17 protein-coding genes and 1 pseudogene are annotated in these 17,854 nt (G+C 65.6%); 3 read left to right on the forward strand and 15 right to left on the reverse strand.

Annotated features, from left to right (window positions below):
• Nucleotides 1–91 precede the first annotated feature (91 nt).
• The 13 genes from ACTXG6_RS34455 to ACTXG6_RS34515 form a co-directional block, all read right to left on the reverse strand.
• Nucleotides 92–331 carry a hypothetical protein gene (locus ACTXG6_RS34455; RefSeq protein WP_445183529.1) on the reverse strand — a complete coding sequence of 80 codons (240 nt, stop codon included), beginning with the start codon at nucleotides 329–331 and terminating at the stop codon, nucleotides 92–94.
• Between the two features lie 297 nt (nucleotides 332–628).
• Nucleotides 629–2,326, reverse strand: coding sequence for a DHA2 family efflux MFS transporter permease subunit (locus ACTXG6_RS34460; protein ID WP_445183530.1), 1,698 nt, complete (start codon nucleotides 2,324–2,326; stop codon nucleotides 629–631).
• Nucleotides 2,327–2,568: 242 nt separating this feature from the next.
• Nucleotides 2,569–2,817, reverse strand: a complete 249-nt coding sequence (locus ACTXG6_RS34465; RefSeq protein ID WP_445190175.1) for an acyl carrier protein — start codon at nucleotides 2,815–2,817, stop codon at nucleotides 2,569–2,571.
• 23 nt (nucleotides 2,818–2,840) lie between these two features.
• Nucleotides 2,841–3,890 carry a fumarylacetoacetate hydrolase family protein gene (locus ACTXG6_RS34470; RefSeq protein WP_445183531.1) on the reverse strand — a complete coding sequence of 350 codons (1,050 nt, stop codon included), beginning with the start codon at nucleotides 3,888–3,890 and terminating at the stop codon, nucleotides 2,841–2,843.
• Between the two features lie 47 nt (nucleotides 3,891–3,937).
• Nucleotides 3,938–4,387: a nuclear transport factor 2 family protein gene (locus ACTXG6_RS34475; protein WP_445183532.1), complete on the reverse strand. Its 450-nt coding sequence runs from the start codon at nucleotides 4,385–4,387 to the stop codon at nucleotides 3,938–3,940.
• Between the two features lie 135 nt (nucleotides 4,388–4,522).
• The gene (locus tag ACTXG6_RS34480; RefSeq protein ID WP_445183533.1) at nucleotides 4,523–5,449 is read right to left on the reverse strand and encodes an MBL fold metallo-hydrolase; all 927 of its coding nucleotides are present in this window, start codon (nucleotides 5,447–5,449) and stop codon (nucleotides 4,523–4,525) included.
• Nucleotides 5,446–6,399, reverse strand: a complete 954-nt coding sequence (locus ACTXG6_RS34485) for an amidohydrolase family protein (protein WP_445183534.1) — start codon at nucleotides 6,397–6,399, stop codon at nucleotides 5,446–5,448. Before ACTXG6_RS34485 ends, ACTXG6_RS34480 begins: the two co-directional genes overlap by 4 nt.
• Nucleotides 6,400–6,417: 18 nt before the next feature.
• Nucleotides 6,418–6,876, reverse strand: coding sequence for a nuclear transport factor 2 family protein (locus ACTXG6_RS34490; protein ID WP_445183535.1), 459 nt, complete (start codon nucleotides 6,874–6,876; stop codon nucleotides 6,418–6,420).
• A gap of 45 nt (nucleotides 6,877–6,921) precedes the next feature.
• A complete protein-coding gene (locus ACTXG6_RS34495) occupies nucleotides 6,922–7,758 on the reverse strand; it encodes an SDR family NAD(P)-dependent oxidoreductase (RefSeq protein WP_445190176.1) in 837 nt (278 codons plus the stop codon).
• 25 nt (nucleotides 7,759–7,783) lie between these two features.
• Entirely contained in the window at nucleotides 7,784–8,668 is an 885-nt protein-coding gene (locus tag ACTXG6_RS34500; protein WP_445183536.1) for a beta-ketoacyl synthase N-terminal-like domain-containing protein, read from the reverse strand.
• On the reverse strand, nucleotides 8,665–9,828 hold the full coding sequence (locus ACTXG6_RS34505; protein WP_445183537.1) for a beta-ketoacyl-[acyl-carrier-protein] synthase family protein: 1,164 nt from the start codon (nucleotides 9,826–9,828) through the stop codon (nucleotides 8,665–8,667). Before ACTXG6_RS34505 ends, ACTXG6_RS34500 begins: the two co-directional genes overlap by 4 nt.
• Nucleotides 9,829–11,086: 1,258 nt before the next feature.
• On the reverse strand, nucleotides 11,087–11,695 hold the full coding sequence (locus ACTXG6_RS34510; RefSeq protein ID WP_445183538.1) for a TetR/AcrR family transcriptional regulator: 609 nt from the start codon (nucleotides 11,693–11,695) through the stop codon (nucleotides 11,087–11,089).
• 374 nt (nucleotides 11,696–12,069) lie between these two features.
• Complete coding sequence (locus ACTXG6_RS34515) at nucleotides 12,070–12,699, reverse strand: WS/DGAT domain-containing protein (RefSeq protein WP_445183539.1); 630 nt, start codon at nucleotides 12,697–12,699, stop codon at nucleotides 12,070–12,072.
• Nucleotides 12,700–12,805: 106 nt separating this feature from the next.
• Between ACTXG6_RS34515 and ACTXG6_RS34520 the strand changes: the two are divergent.
• Nucleotides 12,806–14,060: pseudogene (locus tag ACTXG6_RS34520) on the forward strand (IS256 family transposase).
• A 21-nt stretch (nucleotides 14,061–14,081) separates the two neighbouring features.
• Here the strand turns inward: ACTXG6_RS34520 and ACTXG6_RS34525 are convergent.
• Nucleotides 14,082–14,936, reverse strand: a complete 855-nt coding sequence (locus tag ACTXG6_RS34525) for a wax ester/triacylglycerol synthase domain-containing protein (protein ID WP_445183540.1) — start codon at nucleotides 14,934–14,936, stop codon at nucleotides 14,082–14,084.
• A 934-nt stretch (nucleotides 14,937–15,870) separates the two neighbouring features.
• Here ACTXG6_RS34525 and ACTXG6_RS34530 point away from each other — a divergent pair.
• Entirely contained in the window at nucleotides 15,871–16,461 is a 591-nt protein-coding gene (locus ACTXG6_RS34530; RefSeq protein ID WP_445183541.1) for a hypothetical protein, read from the forward strand.
• Nucleotides 16,462–16,867: 406 nt separating this feature from the next.
• Nucleotides 16,868–17,101: a DUF2795 domain-containing protein gene (locus tag ACTXG6_RS34535; protein ID WP_445183542.1), complete on the forward strand. Its 234-nt coding sequence runs from the start codon at nucleotides 16,868–16,870 to the stop codon at nucleotides 17,099–17,101.
• Nucleotides 17,102–17,378: 277 nt separating this feature from the next.
• Here the strand turns inward: ACTXG6_RS34535 and ACTXG6_RS34540 are convergent, their stop codons facing one another.
• Nucleotides 17,379–17,783 (reverse strand): hypothetical protein, encoded by a 405-nt coding sequence (locus ACTXG6_RS34540; protein WP_445183543.1) that lies wholly within the window; start codon nucleotides 17,781–17,783, stop codon nucleotides 17,379–17,381.
• Between the last annotated feature and the right edge of the window lie 71 nt (nucleotides 17,784–17,854).

Genomic DNA, 17,854 nt, shown 5'->3' on the forward strand with positions numbered 1-17,854 from the left:
AGGCATTCGGGCGGATTCGCTGACCTGTCTCCACCCTGAGAGAAGCAGGTAAGGCTGCCCCAAAGTTACCGGCAGCCGGGTGGTTCTCCTCTCAGTCGCCGTTGTCGTAAAACTGGGCCATCCCCCAGAAGTCGATCTCGTCAATGGCGACGCGGATGATGTCGAGTGCGTGCTCGGCCATTGAAGTCGGGCCGACGAACTGGTTCTCTTCGAGGGTCCATCCAGCTGGGAGGTTGTCGTTGAGCGCCTCGCGCAGCGCGGCGCATAGACCTGCCTGATCGAAATCTGTGCTCTCCGCCGCGCCCCAGCGCGAACGCAGCCGCGTGTCCACCCAATCCTCGACCGTGTCCCGGCCGGTGACTGTGGCCCATGTCGGTCCCAGTGATGTCACTGAATCATGGTGGCAGTCGTAGTCGTGACACACGAGTTGACATGAGCACTCAAAACCGAGTCAGCCCTTCCTCCTGCTCGACGCACTCCCAGCGGGCTGGTCTGCTCGCCCCCTCGTGGCGTGGGCTGGGGCTTGTCGCTTTGCGCTCCGATCGGCGGAGTCGATTGCGCGCCAGGCGCGCCTCGAGTCGAGTAGGAAATCCCAGCGTCCCACGACTGGTCCAGCACATACCGCAACTCACACGGCTGGTACGCCGGGTTCAGCGTCACCAGCGTTGCCATCGCCAGTGCCGCGCCGAACTCCAGCACCGCCCACTGGGGCGGGTTCGGTGCCTCGCCTGGATGGTGGTCGACGGTGGTGTAGGAAGAACGCTGGCAGTACCGCGACGAGGGTGCAGATTCCGATGATCAGGAAGACGTTGCTGTAGGATCGCGCCTCGACCTCGATGCGCAGCCGTTGCCACAGTGGGATCAGCCCGCCGGGTCCGTGGTTGCGCATGGCCAGGATGCGCGGGTCGACAGCCGGTCCGGCACCGGTCAGGAGCGCGGAGCGGTCGCTCATCAGCTGGGCTCGTTGCGCGGTGGCCAGCGCCGTCAGCGCTGCCAGCCCGAACGCGGCGGAGACCCGCTGGACCAGGGTGTTGATCGCGCTGCCGGCATTGACGATGGCGGGCGGGAGCGTGGCGATCCCGCCGGTCATGATCGGCATCATGGCCAGGCCGATGCCAAAGGAACGGATCACCATCCAGACGATCAGTTCGGGACGGGTCACGTCGGCGTTGATCCCGACCATCAGCAAGGTGCCGATCCCGTCCACGGTCAGCCCGGTCACGGCCAGCCAGCGTGGACCGATCCGGTCGTAGAGTCGGCCCGCGAGTGGCATCATCACCACCATCATCAGCGCCTGGGGCAACACCACCAGGCCGGTGTTCATCGCGGTGATGTGCTGGCCCTCTTGCAAGAACAGCGGTATGTAGAACAAGCCGGCGAACATTCCGGTGTAGAGAATGCCGATCAGCAGCAGCGAGTTCACGAATGGCCAGTGCCGGAATATCCGCACATCGAGCAGCGGTTCGGCGACCTGCAGTTCGATTACCACGAACAGCGCCAGCAGGTCGAGGCCCGCCGCGGTGAGTGTCAACACGCGGTAGCCGGTCCAGCCCCATTGTTGTCCCTCGGACACCGCCAGCAGCAGCGCGAATGCCCCAAGAGCGATGCAGAGGAACCCGGGTAGATCGAACCGTCGGCCCGTCGCGGCGGGAAAGTTCGGCAGCACAAGGAACGCCGCGATGGCACCCAGGATGCCGATCGGCACGTTGATGTAGAAGATCAACCGCCAGTTCACGTACTCGACCAGGTAGCCGCCCAACGTCGGACCCACACCCGGCGCGACCACGATCCCGAAGCCGTACATGCCCATCGCGGTGCCCAACTTCTCCTGGGGCACCATCCGATGCAGGATCGTCAGGCAGGTCACCGGGATGACCCCACCCGGAATCGCCTGCAGGACGCGGAACACCACCATGCTATTTAGGCCTTCCGCCATGCCGCACAGCGCGGAGAACGCGGAGAACCCGAGGAGGGAAATGACATATAGCCGTTTGAGGCCCAGTCGCTCACCCAGCCAGGCACTGGTTGGCACGATGACACCCAGACACAGCGTGTACGCGGTGGTGACCCATTGAGTGTTATCGGTGGATGTTCCGAACTCCTTTTGCATCGTCGGGATTGCCACGGTCACAATGCTGGTGTCCAACACCGACATGAACATCCCGACCACTACCACCGCCAGCGGCAATCCCCACTTAATGGCGGGCGCCGCTCCTGGTGGCGCGGAAGCGGTACGGGTCAAAGTGATGCTTGGCTTGGCTGTGCGCTGGGTCGTTGCGGTGCGCGCCGGATCCGGCGCGGGCTGGGTGTGGAGCCCGTTCGGCACCGATGACCCCGAGTGCGAGCGTGCTTGCGAGTACGAGCGCGCCATTAATCGACCGTAATCATTCGTCGTGATGGAAAGCAGCGCGGAGGCACGACCATCGGATATCACGCATCCCTGAGCTAAATTTTGAGGGCTCTGCCCCCGAACGCTGTAGGCCGCTCACCACGGTTCCCTGAGATTGGTGTCCCCGATCCGGTGACGCTCCATTTTCTGACGAAATCAGTTCTTACGTGTTGCTGCGGCTATGGAGAGTTCGCGGTGATGTAGTTGACCGCGTCGTTGACGGTTTGAAGGTTTCCGAGCTCGTCGTCGGGGATCTTCACGCCGAGCTTGTGTTCCGTCAAGACGGCGATCTCGACCATGGTCAGTGAGTCGATGCCCAAATCGTCGCTAAATGACTTCTCTACGGTCACCTCGTCGTGTATGTCACCGGCCGTGGCCTCCTTAATTATCTCGGTGAGCTCGGCGAGGATCTCTGTGTTGTCCGCCATGGTTGTTCCTTTCTCGGCGTTCTTCACGGATATCTGGGCGAAGACCCAGCTGAGGCTGGGGGAATCGGCGTGGTGACACGGTTGGTGACCGACTGGGATCTTCGGTCATCTCGGTATCGGTGCTGGTCACCGGCGCTGTCCGGCCTGGTCGGGGAGTCCCGAACGATGGTGTGACGCAGCGCCCCGGCTACCGATTCGTCGCCCACCCGTAGGTCAATGGTGATTTCGTCACCGGGGGTCAGGAACTTGGTCCTCGCGGCGCCGTGGGCGAGGGTTTCGCGCATCCGTGTCTCGGCGATGCATGCGGTGCCGACGCCGGGATCGCGGTTAGACACCGTGCCGGTGCCGAGCACGGTACCCGCGCTCAGCGGCCTGGTTCGGGCGGCTTGGGCGACCAACTCGGGCACCGTGACGGCGATATCCACGCTGGTGTCGGGATGCCCGAGCGGCCGATCGTTGATCCAGCTGTGCATCTGTGCGTGTAGCAGTTCGCCATCCCAGGCCTCACCCAGTTCGTCTGGGGTCACTATGGTGGGTGCCATGCTGGACAACGGTTTGGCGTGATAGATCCCCTTGCCGGCGCCCAGATCGGTGCGCAGCACATCCCGGAGGCTGATGTCGTTGACGACCGTGATCCCGACAATGGCGCGGCCGGCTTCTTTGGCTGAGGCGCCGAGTTCGACATCTGCCAGTACGAAGGCCAGTTCGGCCTCGATGTCCAACTCGGCGCTGCCTAGTGTCGACAGTGGCTCGCCGCTGGCGATGAATTGGCCGACTCCGTCAAAAAATGGTGGTCGAACGGCGCCGGCCGGGTCGGGAGACTCTGTGCCCTGCAGCTGGGCGAGCAGCTCCATTGGGTATGGATAGGCGCCGCAGTCGATCCAGGCGTATGCCCGTGGCAGCGGCGCCAGCAGCTCGCCTGCGCCGAGTTTCACCCCTGCCGTCGGGTCCGATTGAAACCGCTCATCGGCCGCCCGCAGAACATCCTGTACCTGTGCCCACCGATCCAGCGCGTCCTGCATCGTCGGGGCGATCTGATCGACCGGTAGTGCCCGCCGCAGATCCGCGCTCACCAGGACCAATTGGCCATCGCGCCCCCCGGTGCGTCGGGAACCCAGTCTCATATCGTGGCCCTCCCTCGGTGCTCATCGGGGGCCGGCCTTCGGCGACCGGTGGGAATGGACGTTGACTGATAGGCGAGTAGCCGCCACCGTCGGCGCTGCCGGCTCCACACCGCCAGCGCGCGGTTGTTCAAGGTGGCGGCGATGCCGTGCACATACACCGTGCTGCTCACCTGGCCCGTCGCGATCGCCGTGTCGCCAGCGATGATGACGTGATCGTCGGGATGGACGCGGACAACCGGGCAACGCAGTTCGTGGTCTCGAATCTTCGCCAGCAGGGATAACTTGCTGTCGCGGCTGGTATCGGAATGCACCCAGCACATCTCCTCGGCGAACAGCGCATCGAGCGCGTCGAGATCACCATCCCGCATGGCGCGGTATCGTTGCTCTTCCAGGTCGCGAATGGTATCCGCGTCGACTGAGGCGTCATTCATGCCAATGCTCCACATTGGGTGCTCCACACTGGGTTATAGCCGATTCATGGGGCTGGGTGCTGGACTGGGCCATGGAAGGATCAGTATTGGATGACACCTCCGGGTTACCTTAACCGGCTGTGTCACCAAAACGGGCGGCTACGGCTGGCGTCAGACGGCGCAGTCCAACGCGCCGCCGTTGAATGTCGTGGTGTCGGTGAATGCGGTCAGCAGGTCCATGGGGGCGCCGGTGGCGTCGGCGTACGCGCGGTGCAGATTCAGCACGATCCGGTGGTGGTCGGGCCATTCGGTGAATTCTCCGAGGTCGCAGTCGCGAGCGGCCTGTAGAGGCGTTCTGCTGGCGGCAAGCCCGGCCGACGCGGCGTGTTGGACCAGCTGGTAGTACCGGGTCTGCGCGTTGAGTACCTCATCGAATTCGGCGTCGTCGATGAGCGGGCCATGGCCGGGCACGATTCGGACCGCGGGGAATTGACGCAGCCAGTCGACCGCCCGCAATGCTCCGGCAAACGACCCCTGCAGAACCAATGGGGTGACGTGGTGGAAGAGGAGATCACCGGTGAACAGCACCCGTTGCTCGGGCAGCCATGCGACGACATCGCCGTGGGTGTGCGCCTCATGGCCGGGGTTGTGTAGCTCGATTCGGTGGTTCCCGGCGTACAGGGTTAGCTCGTCGTGCAGCACGACGGTGGGCGCGCGGGTTCGGGAGACCCCCCAGTCCGGGATCGGTGACCAGATCGGGGGAAGAGCAGCGGTCAGCATGGTGTCGGCCAAGATTCCATTCCTGGTGTGCTCGTGGCTGACCAGCACGGTCGATGGTGGCAGCAGCTCGTTGCCGAAGGTGTGATCGCCGTGCCAGTGCGTGTTGATGGCGATGCGTATCGGTGCCGCGCTCGTAGCGTCGGCCACGGCAGTGAGAAAGCGGCGGGTGCGCGCCGCGGTGGCACAGGTATCGATGAGCACGACGTCGTCCTGGTCGTGCACGGCGCCGGCGTTGTTGATGAACCACGAACCGTCTGGCTGCACCCAGGCATACACCCCGGGGGCCAGTTCGGTCAGCGTCATCGGGCTGCGCGTCATCGGAGGCTGGCCGGGGTCGGGGCGGCCTTCAGGCGAGCGGCCAGGCCTGGTAGCAGGTCGAGGGCGTTGCCGCGGTTGATTGCCTGGCGAGTGCGGTCGTCGATCAGACGGTACTCATCGAAAACGCGGGTGGCTTGCTCGACCACCGATGCCGGCACTCCGCTCCAGTCGGTTCCGTAGAGGATGTGACGGGAGTCGGCCGCGGCGAGCAGGCTTGGAAGCGCCGCCGGCACGGAGAGCGCCAGGTCGTAATAAAAGCGCCGGATGCCGTCCCGCACCGTGTGTGGCTCCACATTGGCCAGCAGGTCGGCGGCCACCTCGATACGGCTGGCCGCGTAGGGCAGGAATCCGCCCGCGTGGCACAGGATGACCGACAGCTCCCGGTAGCGTGCCAGGGTGCCCGATGTGATCAGGTTGATCGCGGCCCGCGTCGTGTCTAGCAGGTAGTCCGCGAAAACGGGCGGCACGTCGGGCGTGCAGCCCTGTGGTAGGTCCATCGGATGCACCAGCACGACCGCTCCGCGACGGTTCAACTCCGCGAAGAGCGGGTCGAACAGCGGGGCGCCCAGATAGTGGTCGCCGCCGTGCGGCAGCAGCGCCACACCGTCCGCACCGAGTTCGTCGAGTGCGTACGCCACCTCCTTTAGCGCGAGATCCACGTGCGGCAGTGGCAGGATCGCGAAGAAGCCGAACCGGCTCGGTTGCGTGTTCACCACCTCGGCGGCTGCCTCGTTGACTTGTCGCGCCAGCCGATGCGCCAGCGTCGCGTCGCCGAGCACGTCGCAGGGTACGACATTGGATATGACGCTCGCCTCGATTTGGTTCGCGTCCATCATGTCGAGAGTCTTGTCCAGCTGCCACTGCTGGCCTGGCGTGGGCAATCCCAGATCACGCATCAACTCGATGGCCTCGGCCGACAGCGCGTGGTGGTGGATGTCGATACGTCCCATGATCACCGCTCCGTTACTTTATCGTCGGTCGGGCCCCGGCCGGTTCCCCTCGGATTCTTCGGCGAATTCGTCCACGAAGAAACGCTCAGCCGCTGGCCAGTCCGCGCAGTTTTCCCAGTGCTCCACGATGTGGCCGTCGTGGAACCGCCAGAGCCCGCAGAACTCGCCCTCGAATCGGTGGCCGTCGCGGTTCGCGGCGATGGGACCCAACACGGCGCCGAAATGGTCGTTGGCAACGACATGAGCCGCGGTCAGGACGAGTGACCCTCCGGATCGCCGATACAGTTCCATTTCCTTGGCCAGAACGGCCTGCTTACCGATGTAGTCACCGGTCATGATGCCACGTGATCCGGCGGCGTGCAGCACGATCTCCTCGCTCGCGTATCTCTCCAGCAGGCTGAAATCCGCATAGATGGCACGCAACATCTCCACATGCGGATGTGGTTCGCCACACGGCAGTGGTTCGCGCTCGAACATGTTTCGCTCCTCCCACCCGAGGATTGCGTTGGTGTGGCTACCCGGTCAGTAAGCTCCCATGCCGCCGCACACGTTGAATGCTTGCCCGGTGATTCCCGCGGCTTCCGGAACCGCCAGGAAACCCACCATTCGAGCCACCTCGTCGGGACGCAGGTGCCGGCCGATGGGGACGAGTTGGTTACGCATCCGCAGGACCTCCTCGGGTGTGATGGACTTCGCCGCGGCCAACTGACCAATGATCCCCGTGCTCAGGTCGGTGTCGACCAGGCCGGGGCATACGGCGTTGACGGTGATGCCGCTGCCCGCCAGGTCGGCGGCCAGCGTCCTGGTCATCCCGACCAGCCCGTGTTTGCTCGCCGAGTACGCCAGCCCCAGCGGCGCGGCCTGCTTGCCCGCGGTCGAGGCGATGTTGATAATCCGACCCCAGGCGCGTTCCGGAGCACCGGAACGCAGCATCCAGGCACGGGTCACCCGGAACGCGCCATTGAGATTGGTGTCGATAATGCGGTCCCACAACTCGTCGGGCGTGTTCTTGATAGGGGTCATGCCGCCGATACCGGCATTGTTGACGAGCACGTCGCACTTTCCGTGCGCGCAAGCGATGGCGTCGAAAAGCGCATCGATCTGCCGCTGGTCGCGGACGTCGGCCACATGGCCCTCGACCCGACGGACGCCCGACTCGCGCAGTGCGGCGAGGCCTTGGTCCGCGTTCTCTGGGTTGGTGGCCGAGACGACCACCGTCGCGCCCAGCTTGCCGAGTTCGGCGGCGCAGGCAAGGCCGATTCCCCGGCTGCCGCCGGTGACCAACGCGACTCGACCACTCAGCGGGCCATCTGATGACAGGTCGCTGGCGCGCTCGACGGTTGACAAGTCAGTATGCATGTCAATCACTGATGCTCCTTTATGGTCACGCTGCTTGTCCGGACCCGTGCCCGACCGTGACGCGGTAGCCGCCGCCCAGAGCCACATCCACGTCCTTGTCCATGTCGGAGGCTTTGGTGGTGCGACTCGCGAGCTCAGCGGCGATGCTGAGTGTCGGAATCCAATGCCGGTCCGCGGCGGTAGTGCGGTCGGTGCCCTCGTAGCGCAACCCGCGCAGTGCCGCGCCGTTGATACTCACGCCGTTGACACTCATACCGTTGGTACTCATGCCGCCTGCCGGTCGCTGCCGCACCGCAAAGACGGCCGCCCCCTCCGCCGCGCCAGCGGTCGGCAGCCCCTGTCCGGGCGGCCAGTCCAGCAACGTGAACGGGGAAACCACGGACTCAACGGCGCCCACGATCGCGATGTCAATGGTCTGCTGTTCCAGCGCGTCCCTGGCCAGCCAGAGGGCCTCGGCGAAGCCGGACAGGCGGCCGGCCGTGGTCTTGGCGCAGCCTCGGTAGCCCAGCCCGATGGTGACCTCGCCCGTGGCCGCTGTCGGGAACCACGCGGTAACGAAATAGGGGTGCACCGCCGAAGGCCCTCGGCTGATTAGCAACTCCATCTGGGGATGCGCGTAGGACCACCCCGCGCGGGTGTTGGCGAAGAAGACACCCACCCGCTCGGGTGCCGGCATGACCAGCGGAGCGACCAGGTCGGACACCGCCCGATACGCCAGCGCGGCGAACCGGTCGATGCGGCGGCCGACACGCGGGGGCACCCCCTCCGCATAGCGGGGGTCCTCGGCGAAGGCCGGCAATTCGACGACGGGCTGGTCAGGTCGCCCGCTGGAAAGTTCGACCGTCTCACCTTCCACCGGCAGCAAAACCCGGCTTGCCAGCACTTCAAGCTCCTCGACCGCGGTCCTCATGAGATCACCCGGATCACGCACGCGCTGTGCAAGCCGGAGAACCCGCTACTGGTCTTGATCAGGTACTCGGGCCGCAGGTGTCGGGGCTCGTCAAGCACCAGGTCCACCGGCTCGTTGAGGGTCTCGGTGGTTGTGGTCTTGACCGGCGGCAGCACTCCCTTCGGCAGTAAGACAGCCAACCCAACGACTTCCAGCAGGTTCGACGCCCCCAGCGCGTGGCCCATAATGCCCTTCTGCGCCGTGACCGGCATCGAACCGGACCGGTGCCCGAAGACCTCGGCGAAGGCGGCAGCCTCGCTGGAGTCGTTGAGTGGGGTCGAGGACCCATGGGCGTCGATGCAGTCGATTGCGCTGGCCGAAACGCACGCGTTGTCCAACGCCTGCCGCATGGACCTGGCAATGTCCTCACCGGTCTTGCGGATGCCGGTCATGTGATAGGCGCTGGACACCGACCCCCAACCGCAGACTTCCAGGGCCGGCCGCGCTCCTCTGACGGCGGCCAGCTCGGCGTCTTCCACTATGAGCGCGGCGGCCCCCTCGCCGAGCACGAAACCGTCACGCTCACGGGAGAACGGGCAACTCGCCCGCTCCGGTGACACCGGCCGCGTCGACAACGCGCCAACGCGCTGAAAGCCGGCCACCACCGCGGGAGTTAACGGGGCATCCGCGGCGGCCACCAGCACCCGAGCGGAACGACCGGAAGCGACCGCGTCGACCGCGGCACCGAGGGCATCCAGCGACGTGGTGCATCCGGTGGAGATCGTCAACGAGCGACCACCGGTATCCAGTTCAGCCCGCACACGCTCGGTCAACAGGTCGAACCCGAACCAGCCGGCCGGCGGAGCCACCCCGTCGCGGTGGGCGACCTCCAACTCCACAATGGCGCTGATCGCGGTCGCCGCGACGACATCGGTCTCGGCGCGCTCCCGATCCGACAGCCCGGCATCCTCAACCGCCTCGCGGGCCGCGGACAAGCCCAGGCTGACATGCCTCGGCAACCCCTCGGTGTGCTCTGTGGACGCGACCCGGCACCCAATCGCATGATCGAATTCTTCGAACCCGCTGCCGAGCGCCTCGCACAGCGACCATCCAGCCAGGAGACCCAAGGCATGGGATTCCGAGTCGGTGCCCGCCGGAGAAACCGCCCCTGTTCCCGTCACCACAACTCTGCGTCGATCACCAAGATTCCCCACGTCGAATCTACCTCCCTTTCGACATTGATCGCGAATCTGTATCCCCTCGACATCGCGAAGTCGACGCCTACGTCGATCAAAAGCGGCATGCAGCAGTGGAAATACTCCACTCCGAGAGCCGTGAAAAGATCTAGTCGATGACGGATGTGTCCACGACTTCACGTCAGCGTTCCGGTCGTGTAACAGCTGGCGGAGCTTGCGTGGATGGTCCGGTTCTCCCAACGCCGTCTAACTCGGCAACAGGCTCACACCATTATCGACGGCTGATATATCGTCAATACCCCGATTGGGTGTTACCCAGTTTCCCCCAAGGATCGGTCCTTAGTGCCAGACCATACCGCCGATATTGTGAGTCGACTCATAGCGGCTACCTGGATTGTTACTGACGGGCTGCCCCGCTGTTACTGGCTGCTGGGAGTGATGAAAAGTCGCCTCAGGAAGCGACGGATCCTGCGAACCATGCCGCCTGATCAAGAAAGGATCACACCCAGCGCATCCGCACAACGCATCAACACCAAACCCATTCGCGCGGCAGCCGCAGAATGATCCCGTGGGGCTCGAAAACTCGGTCAGGTGCTTGGAGCTGGGTCGGCAGAACACTCAAGCGCTCAGACGCTGCCGCTGAACGCGTTCAAATAATCGGTTAGCACTCCCGAACGCGTTCAATTTGACCTTCGCGGCCACATAAGAACCTGCCCGAACGGTCAAGTCACAGGGGTTGGCCGACTTTCTTGCACCCCGCAGGCTGTAGCCTGCCAATCTGGAGCGTTTCAATAGAGCCCGTCCGCATCGTGTCCGCATCGTAGTCTTGGCTTGGACATCGGGGTGTTGGTGCCAACCCTCGTCCGGGCTAACCGCGTGGACGATGACGGATTGATCGAACGGGTGGACGTTCTCGGCGGCCTGATCCACGAGTACCGCCGCGCCGCTTGAGCTTCTCACCTGCACTCTAACGGCCCGACCTCGCGGGTGCGCCGATGACCCAGGCTTCGGGTGTTGATCACACAGAGGGACGGCGATGACAATGGCGAGCGCGACCTGTCCGGTGGTGTGGGCGCGGTAATCGCTCTGGTTCTGCACGTGGATCTGGGAGCGCCGGCCAGGGGTGCAGTGCAGTTGCCTCGGCGACCGCGGCCGTGGCGCACCTGGGGGTGGTGGTGACATAGAGGGTGACGTCGCCGGTGGCGGGTTGATAGCGGGTAGCCCCCGCTATCCCTGGCCAAGATCATCCGTAACGCAGCGCGGCGGTGATGAACGAGCGCAACAGGTCGTTCTTCTCCGCCGCGCCGGGCACGCCGCCGAGCGAGGCGATGCGGTCGTCGAAGGCGCTCTGGGTGAGCGCGCCGACCGCGAAGAGGTAGCACCACTCGTAGAAACCGCGCGCCTTGCCTGGGAGCGCACATTTCAGTGCCTCGATGAACTTGCGGGCCATAGGGTCGAACAGTGCGCCCATCACTCCGCGTTCCGGGCTGGAGGGGTCGGCCGCCTCGCGCAGCACGAGCCGCCGGTACCAGGAGCCATCCCCCTGCAGGCTCACCACCGGGTCCATGAAGGCACTCACGATCTGCTCCAGCGCGTCCGGGGCGTCGAGGTTCTCGATCGCCTCCAGCCGGCGCAACCGCTCCTCGTTGACGTGCTGGCGCCGCACGAAGACCGCGGTGTAGAGGGCCAGCTTCGACTCGAAGTGATAGCCGATCAGGGAGAGCTTGACGTCGGCGACCTTGGCGATCTCCCGGAGCGTGGTGCCGTGGTAGCCCTCCTCGGCGAAGACGCGCTCGGCAGCGTCGAGGATGCGGTTGCGCCGGTCGGGACCGGTCGCAGCGTCGGTGGCCACCAGGACACGCTACGCCCTTGACCGCCCTGACCGGACGTCCGTACAGGCTGCGAGTCGCCGTCCGATGAGGAGCGCGCGATGACGGCACGTACACGGTGGGTAGTGGTCGGTGGCGGCCTTCTCGCCCACGTGTTCGATGCGATGGAGATCATCCTGCTCTCGCTGGCGCTGCCGGCGATCCGGGAGAACCAACACCTCACGGCCGCACAGGGGGCAGCCCACCGGCGTGGAGCTCAGGCGCAACCACTCGTGTGCCGCGGGTCGTCGCCCGTCCGTCGTAATTGGACTGAGGCGAGACGCGCGCCAGGAACATCGCTAAGCCGTCCAGCTTCCTGGACAAGACCGTCTCAGAAGGGATCCCTATTCGGACACTTTTAGGTGCGGATTGTGGGGGTGGTGGAGGGGTGGTGGAGGGAGAGGACTTCGGTGAATCCGTCGGCCAGGCAACGGGTGAACAGGTCGGGCTGGGTGATGGAGGCTGCGTCGAGGTTGGCCCCGACGCAGCCGGTGTCTCCGTGGGTTACGAGCATGATCATCGCCGCGCAGCCGGGCAGTGGCGCGAAGGGGTATACGCGTTCGATGTGGGCGCCCGCCAGGTACAGATCGCCGCGCGGGCCGGGTACGAACGTGGCTTGAAGGTCGTTGCCTTTAGTTTGCGAGCCGGCGATGGCCGCGATCACCGGGCCCGGCAGCCGGGCCAGCGCGGGTGACATCAGGCCGATGGTGTCGATTGCCGGTTCGGATCTGGCGGACAGGATGAGTGCTCGAATCTGCTGGATGCGTGTTCGGGGGTCGGTGGTGGCGACCGGGCCGGAGAACCGGGCGCCGGCGATCCGGTTTCCTCCGCCGGGTTCGCCGGGGCGTCGGACCGGGATGGGGATGGCCATCGGGATGGCTTCTACCGGCGCGCCGAGGGCCTGGTGATAGCGCCGATATCCGCCCAGCAGTGCCGCGAGGTAGGCGTCGTTGATCGTGGCGCCGGCGGCTTTCGCAGTGGCGTCCACCAAGGTGGTGTGCGACCGGCCCGGTGACGGGCGTGTCGAGGTGTAGGGCGGCCACCGCGTGATCTTCTGGAGACCTCTCACAGCACTCCAGAAAGCGACTCACACGATGGCCGCACCCTCGATTATCGACCCTGCCCAGTTCCTGCACGAGCACCTGGCCTCCGCCTCGCCGGACTTGCTGCGCTCGCTGCTGACCACGTTCATCAACACCCTCATGTCCGCCGAGGCCGACGCGGTCTGCGGCGCCCCCTACGGCCAACCGTCGCCGGAGCGGACCAACGTGCGCAACGGCTATCGGCACCGCGACTTCGACACCCGCGCCGGCACCCTGGACGTCGCCATCCCCAAGCTGCGCGAGGGCTCCTACTTCCCGGACTGGCTGCTCGAGCGTCGCCGCCGCGCCGAGCGCGCACTCACCACGGTCGTGGCGACCTGCTACCTGCTCGGGGTCTCGACCCGACGGATGGAGAAGCTCGTCGAGACGTTGGGCATCACCCGGCTGTCGAAGTCGCAGGTCAGCGTGATGGCCGCCGAGCTCGACACTGTCGTCGAGCAGTTCCGGACGCGGCCCCTCGACGCCGGCCCGTACGTTCCTGGCCGCCGACGCTCTCGTGCTCAAGGTCCGCGAGGGCGGCCGGGTGGTGAACGTGCACGCCCTGCTCGCGGTCGGGGTGAACGCCGACGGGCACCGGGAGATCCTCGGGCTACAGGTGTCCTCCGCGGAGGACGGCGCCGGCTGGCTGGGGTTCTTTCGCGATCTCACCGCGCGCGGCCTGACCGGGGTCAAGCTCGTGACCAGCGATGCTCACAACGGGCTGGTGGCCGCGATCGGGGCGACCCTGCCCGGTGCCAGCTGGCAGCGGTGCCGCACGCACTACGCGGCGAACCTGATGTCCGCGACCCCGAAGTCGAGTTGGCCGTGGGTGCGGGCGTTGTTGCACTCGGTCTACGACCAGCCCGACGGCGTCTCGGTGCACGCCCAGTTCGACCGGGTCCTCGACGCCCTGACCGAGAAACTGCCCACGGTCGCCGCGCACCTCGACACCGCGCGCGCGGATGTGCTCGCGTTCACCGGATTCCCCAAGGAGATCTGGCGCCAGATCTGGTCGAACAACCCCCAGGAGCGGCTCAATCGCGAGATCCGCCGCCGCACCGACGTCGTCGGGATCTTCCCCGACCGCAACTCCCTGATCCGCCTCGTCGGCGCGGTGCTAGCCGAGCAGCACGACGAATGGACCGAAGGACGGCGCTACCTCGGCCTCGACGTCCTAGCCCGGGCCCGCATCACCACCGTCCCCGACCAGCCCGCCAACACCACCGAGGAGGTGCCCACCAGCGACATTCCAGCGCTCAGCGCCTGACAACAACCAGAAGATCACGCGTCAACCGCGAAACACCACGACCGGGGACTTGACCGCTTTCGCGGCTGCGCGCAGATCCCGTAGCGGTACATCCAACGCGGCGAAGCGCCACTGCGAGCCGCGATGGGCAAGCAGCGGCGACGCCGCGGCGTGCGGTGGTGTCAGGACGCGGCGCAGCGAGTTCCCGTAGCGCAGGGCGGTGCGGACCGACCCGACCGGGTCACTCAGGGCGGCGAGGGTGCGCGACCCCGCGCCGCCCAGTAGTCCTGGCACGGCGGCGGCGTCGTGGCATAGTTGATGTCTTAGCACTCCCAGCGGGCTGGTCTGCTCGCCCCCTCGTGGCGTGGGCTGGGGCTTGTCGGCTCTGGGGTTGCGCTGTCGGGAGTGCAGCTGAGCCAGTAGTTGGCCCAGACCGAGTCCGTCGGTGGCGGAGTGGTGCATCTTCAGCAGGTAGGCCGCTTTCCCCTCCGGGAGCCCGTGGAACAGCACCGCCTCCCAGGGGGGCCTGGCGCGGTCGAACGGGGCCATGGCCAGTTGAGCGGAAGCCTCCAGCAACGCCGGCCAACCGCCCCCATCGGGCAGCCAGGACAGCGACACGTGAGCTTCGAGGTCGAAATTCGGATCGTGGCTCCAATGGGGGGTGCCTAGTCCCCACGGTGCCTCGACCACCCGCTGGCGGCCACGCGGCACCATTCGCACGGCCCATTCGTGCGCGGCCATGAACCGCTCCCAGTCCGGGACGGTGTCGAGCACCTGCAGGGCAAGCACCGGCGAGTGCATGGTCGGCTCGGCTCGCCACATCGTGGCTTCGAACGCGTTCATCTCGGGGCTGGAGCCCCACTCCAGACCTGCGTTGAGCTCCGCGGTCACGCACATAGCGGGTCGATTCGTGAGGTCGGGTCGTGCCTGGTCGAGTGGCATAATGCTGTCCCCCGCCCAGTCGATCACTGTCGTCATGTGCCGGCAGGTAGGAACTCGGTGGTCGCCGGTCTGAGGCGGATCGCAATCCCGAACGTACCGCGCGCTGTTCCCCTGGTCACGCCTCGCCGGGCACCCTTCACCAGAAGGAAACAAGTCCCCTAAACAAGGCCCGCGGTGGGCCGGCAGTCCAGCACACGCCACATACGTCCCTGATGAGTCGAGATGACGATCGGCGGAGCCGCTATCGGGCAGCGCCGGCGCCATCGCAGCCAAGAACTCGCAGTTGATCATCGTGTGCGGAACCTAATCGTTCGGGTACTCCCGACCAACTACGAAGGCCGAGCGGCCGTGACGCCCGGCGGCGGCGCGCTTCCCCCTGCGATACAGCGAGAAGCAACGGGACGTAGATCAACTGTCCGTCGGTTTGCTCGTCTGGCTCTGTCGCGCAGTCTCTGGGAGCGTTGTTCGTTTCGGCCCCAACGGAGATCACCATGCTTGGACCTGGCCGCGCCGGCGTCGTGGGCCCACCGTGGTGGTACTGGCGCCACAAGTTGACTCAAGCGGCGGGGGCGAACGTGACAACCGCTAACGCCACGCAGATCAATGGCTAGATTAGCCATCGACTGAGGCAGGTCCGCCCGCGAGCCGCGGATTCCCACCGATGCTGAATGATCCGAACAGACAATCTAAAGTCGCAGAGTCACCGGAATCACAAAACCCGTCTCCCCTACCCGCCAGGGAGATTGAAAACGCCTGGTCAGACCAGTCGAACGGCACCGAGATCCGACTCGAGTGCCAGCGAATTCAGAACCCGGGCACCCTCTACTCGTCACCGGCGGGTGCTTCCATGAGCCATGCTTGTCTAGTGCCTGAGAAAGCACCACCCCATATGACCGTCGAGATCGGCTACCGGGACAACCACTACACCGATGCCTGCCTGACCTACGGCGGAGGACACCAGCTGCTGGACAAATGGCAGGCTCTCGGCGATCTGCTAGCCCACAGAGCAGGCTGGCATTTCGACATCGTCCGAGGTGAAGCCGTCTGGAGCCTCGGCGCCTTCGGCGAGTCGAGGCTCAATATCCGAGTATTACCCGCCGGCACCTACCGTTGCTTCGACGACGAGTCTTGCCTGGCCGCGACGATGATCATTGATCAAATAGAGGAGTGGCTACAGGAACGTGAGGAAGCCGCGCGACGGATCGCCCCGTCGCTTCGCGATCTGATCGCTGACTCGGACTGGCAGCGGCTCCGTACCTACACCTACGAGGTTCGAGTCAGCTGGTCAGACGGTTGGTACTGCGCGGTCGTGCGAGGACTTCCGCAGGAAGCCTGCTTCGAGCGGACTCTCGACGAGGTCCTCCGCGGCGCCCGCACGATGCTCATCGACAGTGCCGGGGCGCCGCACGAGTTGGCTGACGAACTGTCCGTGCGGGTGAAGCTCGACGTAGCAGCGACCAAGCAGTTCATCGACGGCTGACTCCCGGTGGGGCTACCGCCGGGCGGCCCTCGAACCTACATGATCTTCGGCTGAGAGCTTTCCGCAAGTCGAGCGGTCTCGCAAGCTAGTGCGAGACCCGTTGTCTCGATAGCTCGCCGGCGGCTTCAGCGGCGCAGCGATGCAAGCCATCGCCGCGCGGCATTCCAGGCGGGCCTCGCCCTCAACTCAGCGCACAGCGGGGGCGGCAACTGACCTGGCTGACCCGGTCAGCGTCATGCCAAAAATCCGAGAGCCCTAGCAGACCGGTGGCCCCTTCGAGTGATGGCAGGTTGCCGAGGCAAAGGGTAATGTGACCGCGATCACTACCGAGCTGTCTGGTGGCTACTCGCGGGATGCTGGCAATCCGCCGCTCGGCTAGTGAACGGGCGGGGGCGGGGACTACGCGATGATGATCATCTGCAGGGAGCAGTTAGATCATGCGTTGGCCGGCATGCCGTGGCCGGCGCGGCGTTGGCAGACCGCCGCCTGGGCCGACTTCAATTGCGCGAGCGGCCAGGTGCGGGAGGCTCTTCGGCACCTGCCCGACAAGATATACACCAACCTTGGCGACCTCATAGACACGATCGCGGCGATTGAGCAGCGCGCAGAGGCGTTTAACGTCCCATCCGTAGACAACTGATCTACCTCCGCACGTAGTGGGCCAACGACACGGGCGCCGGCGACCCACTTAACACTTAAGCACTTTCGACGGCCTCTCACAGTTCCTCCGCGCGATCCGCCGCGATCCCACGTTGGCGACCCTGCCGAGCCTCACGCCCTCGGTCGGGTGAGGAAGAGCACCTCGGTGCAGACTGGCCGGAAGCCACTGGACATGCCGATGCGTAAGAGCCGTGGATCGTGCAGCGGCGCAGACCCGAACAGCAGCCCGCGATCCGGCACGACCGTCTTTGCCGCGGTCAAGAGCTCGTGCGCGGCCCCACTCCCGGAGCCGTCGGATTCATCCGGAAATGGACATCCCAGCGCCCGCCTGGACCTCGCCCGATGGCGATCACTCCAGATGTTGCCGCGCCGCGGTAACGATGGCACTGGACCTCGGTGTGGTAGGCCGCCCATCTGGGATCGGCCTCCCCGCCTGGTTCCAGGGTGCCGTGCAGGTATTCCGCGCGGTACGGAGACACCGTGAGCAGGCTGGCGGAGATAGGCGGATCGCCCAATCGTTCGGCTAACGCGGCGAGGAAGACCGCGAATCCGGTGGACGAATCCTCCGGCGGCCGGCTCAACTGCTGGGAGGCGAAGTGCTCCAGGACCCAGCTCTCGATGACATCGGCCGCGACCACGACGTGGTCGGCAAAAAGGGCCACCGAGTCGCACGAGCCAGGTACTGGGCCGCCGACCACGACGGGGCGGTCCGGCTTCGGGAACCGTCCAGCAG

The organism is Pseudonocardia sp. Cha107L01, from assembly GCF_052566575.1.

Bases quoted from the DNA above. Each gene is read 5' to 3' on its own strand.
- ACTXG6_RS34465 (WP_445190175.1), bottom strand. From the start codon at position 2,817: ATGGCGGACAACACAGAGATCCTCGCCGAGCTCACCGAGATAATTAAG.
- ACTXG6_RS34475 (WP_445183532.1), bottom strand. From the start codon at position 4,387: ATGTGGAGCATTGGCATGAATGACGCCTCAGTCGACGCGGATACCATT.
- ACTXG6_RS34480 (WP_445183533.1), bottom strand. From the start codon at position 5,449: ATGACGCGCAGCCCGATGACGCTGACCGAACTGGCCCCCGGGGTGTAT.
- ACTXG6_RS34485 (WP_445183534.1), bottom strand. From the start codon at position 6,399: ATGGGACGTATCGACATCCACCACCACGCGCTGTCGGCCGAGGCCATC.
- ACTXG6_RS34490 (WP_445183535.1), bottom strand. From the start codon at position 6,876: ATGTTCGAGCGCGAACCACTGCCGTGTGGCGAACCACATCCGCATGTG.
- ACTXG6_RS34495 (WP_445190176.1), bottom strand. From the start codon at position 7,758: ATGCATACTGACTTGTCAACCGTCGAGCGCGCCAGCGACCTGTCATCA.
- ACTXG6_RS34500 (WP_445183536.1), bottom strand. From the start codon at position 8,668: ATGAGGACCGCGGTCGAGGAGCTTGAAGTGCTGGCAAGCCGGGTTTTG.
- ACTXG6_RS34525 (WP_445183540.1), bottom strand. From the start codon at position 14,936: ATGTGCGTGACCGCGGAGCTCAACGCAGGTCTGGAGTGGGGCTCCAGC.
- ACTXG6_RS34530 (WP_445183541.1), top strand. From the start codon at position 15,871: ATGACCGTCGAGATCGGCTACCGGGACAACCACTACACCGATGCCTGC.
- ACTXG6_RS34535 (WP_445183542.1), top strand. From the start codon at position 16,868: ATGATGATCATCTGCAGGGAGCAGTTAGATCATGCGTTGGCCGGCATG.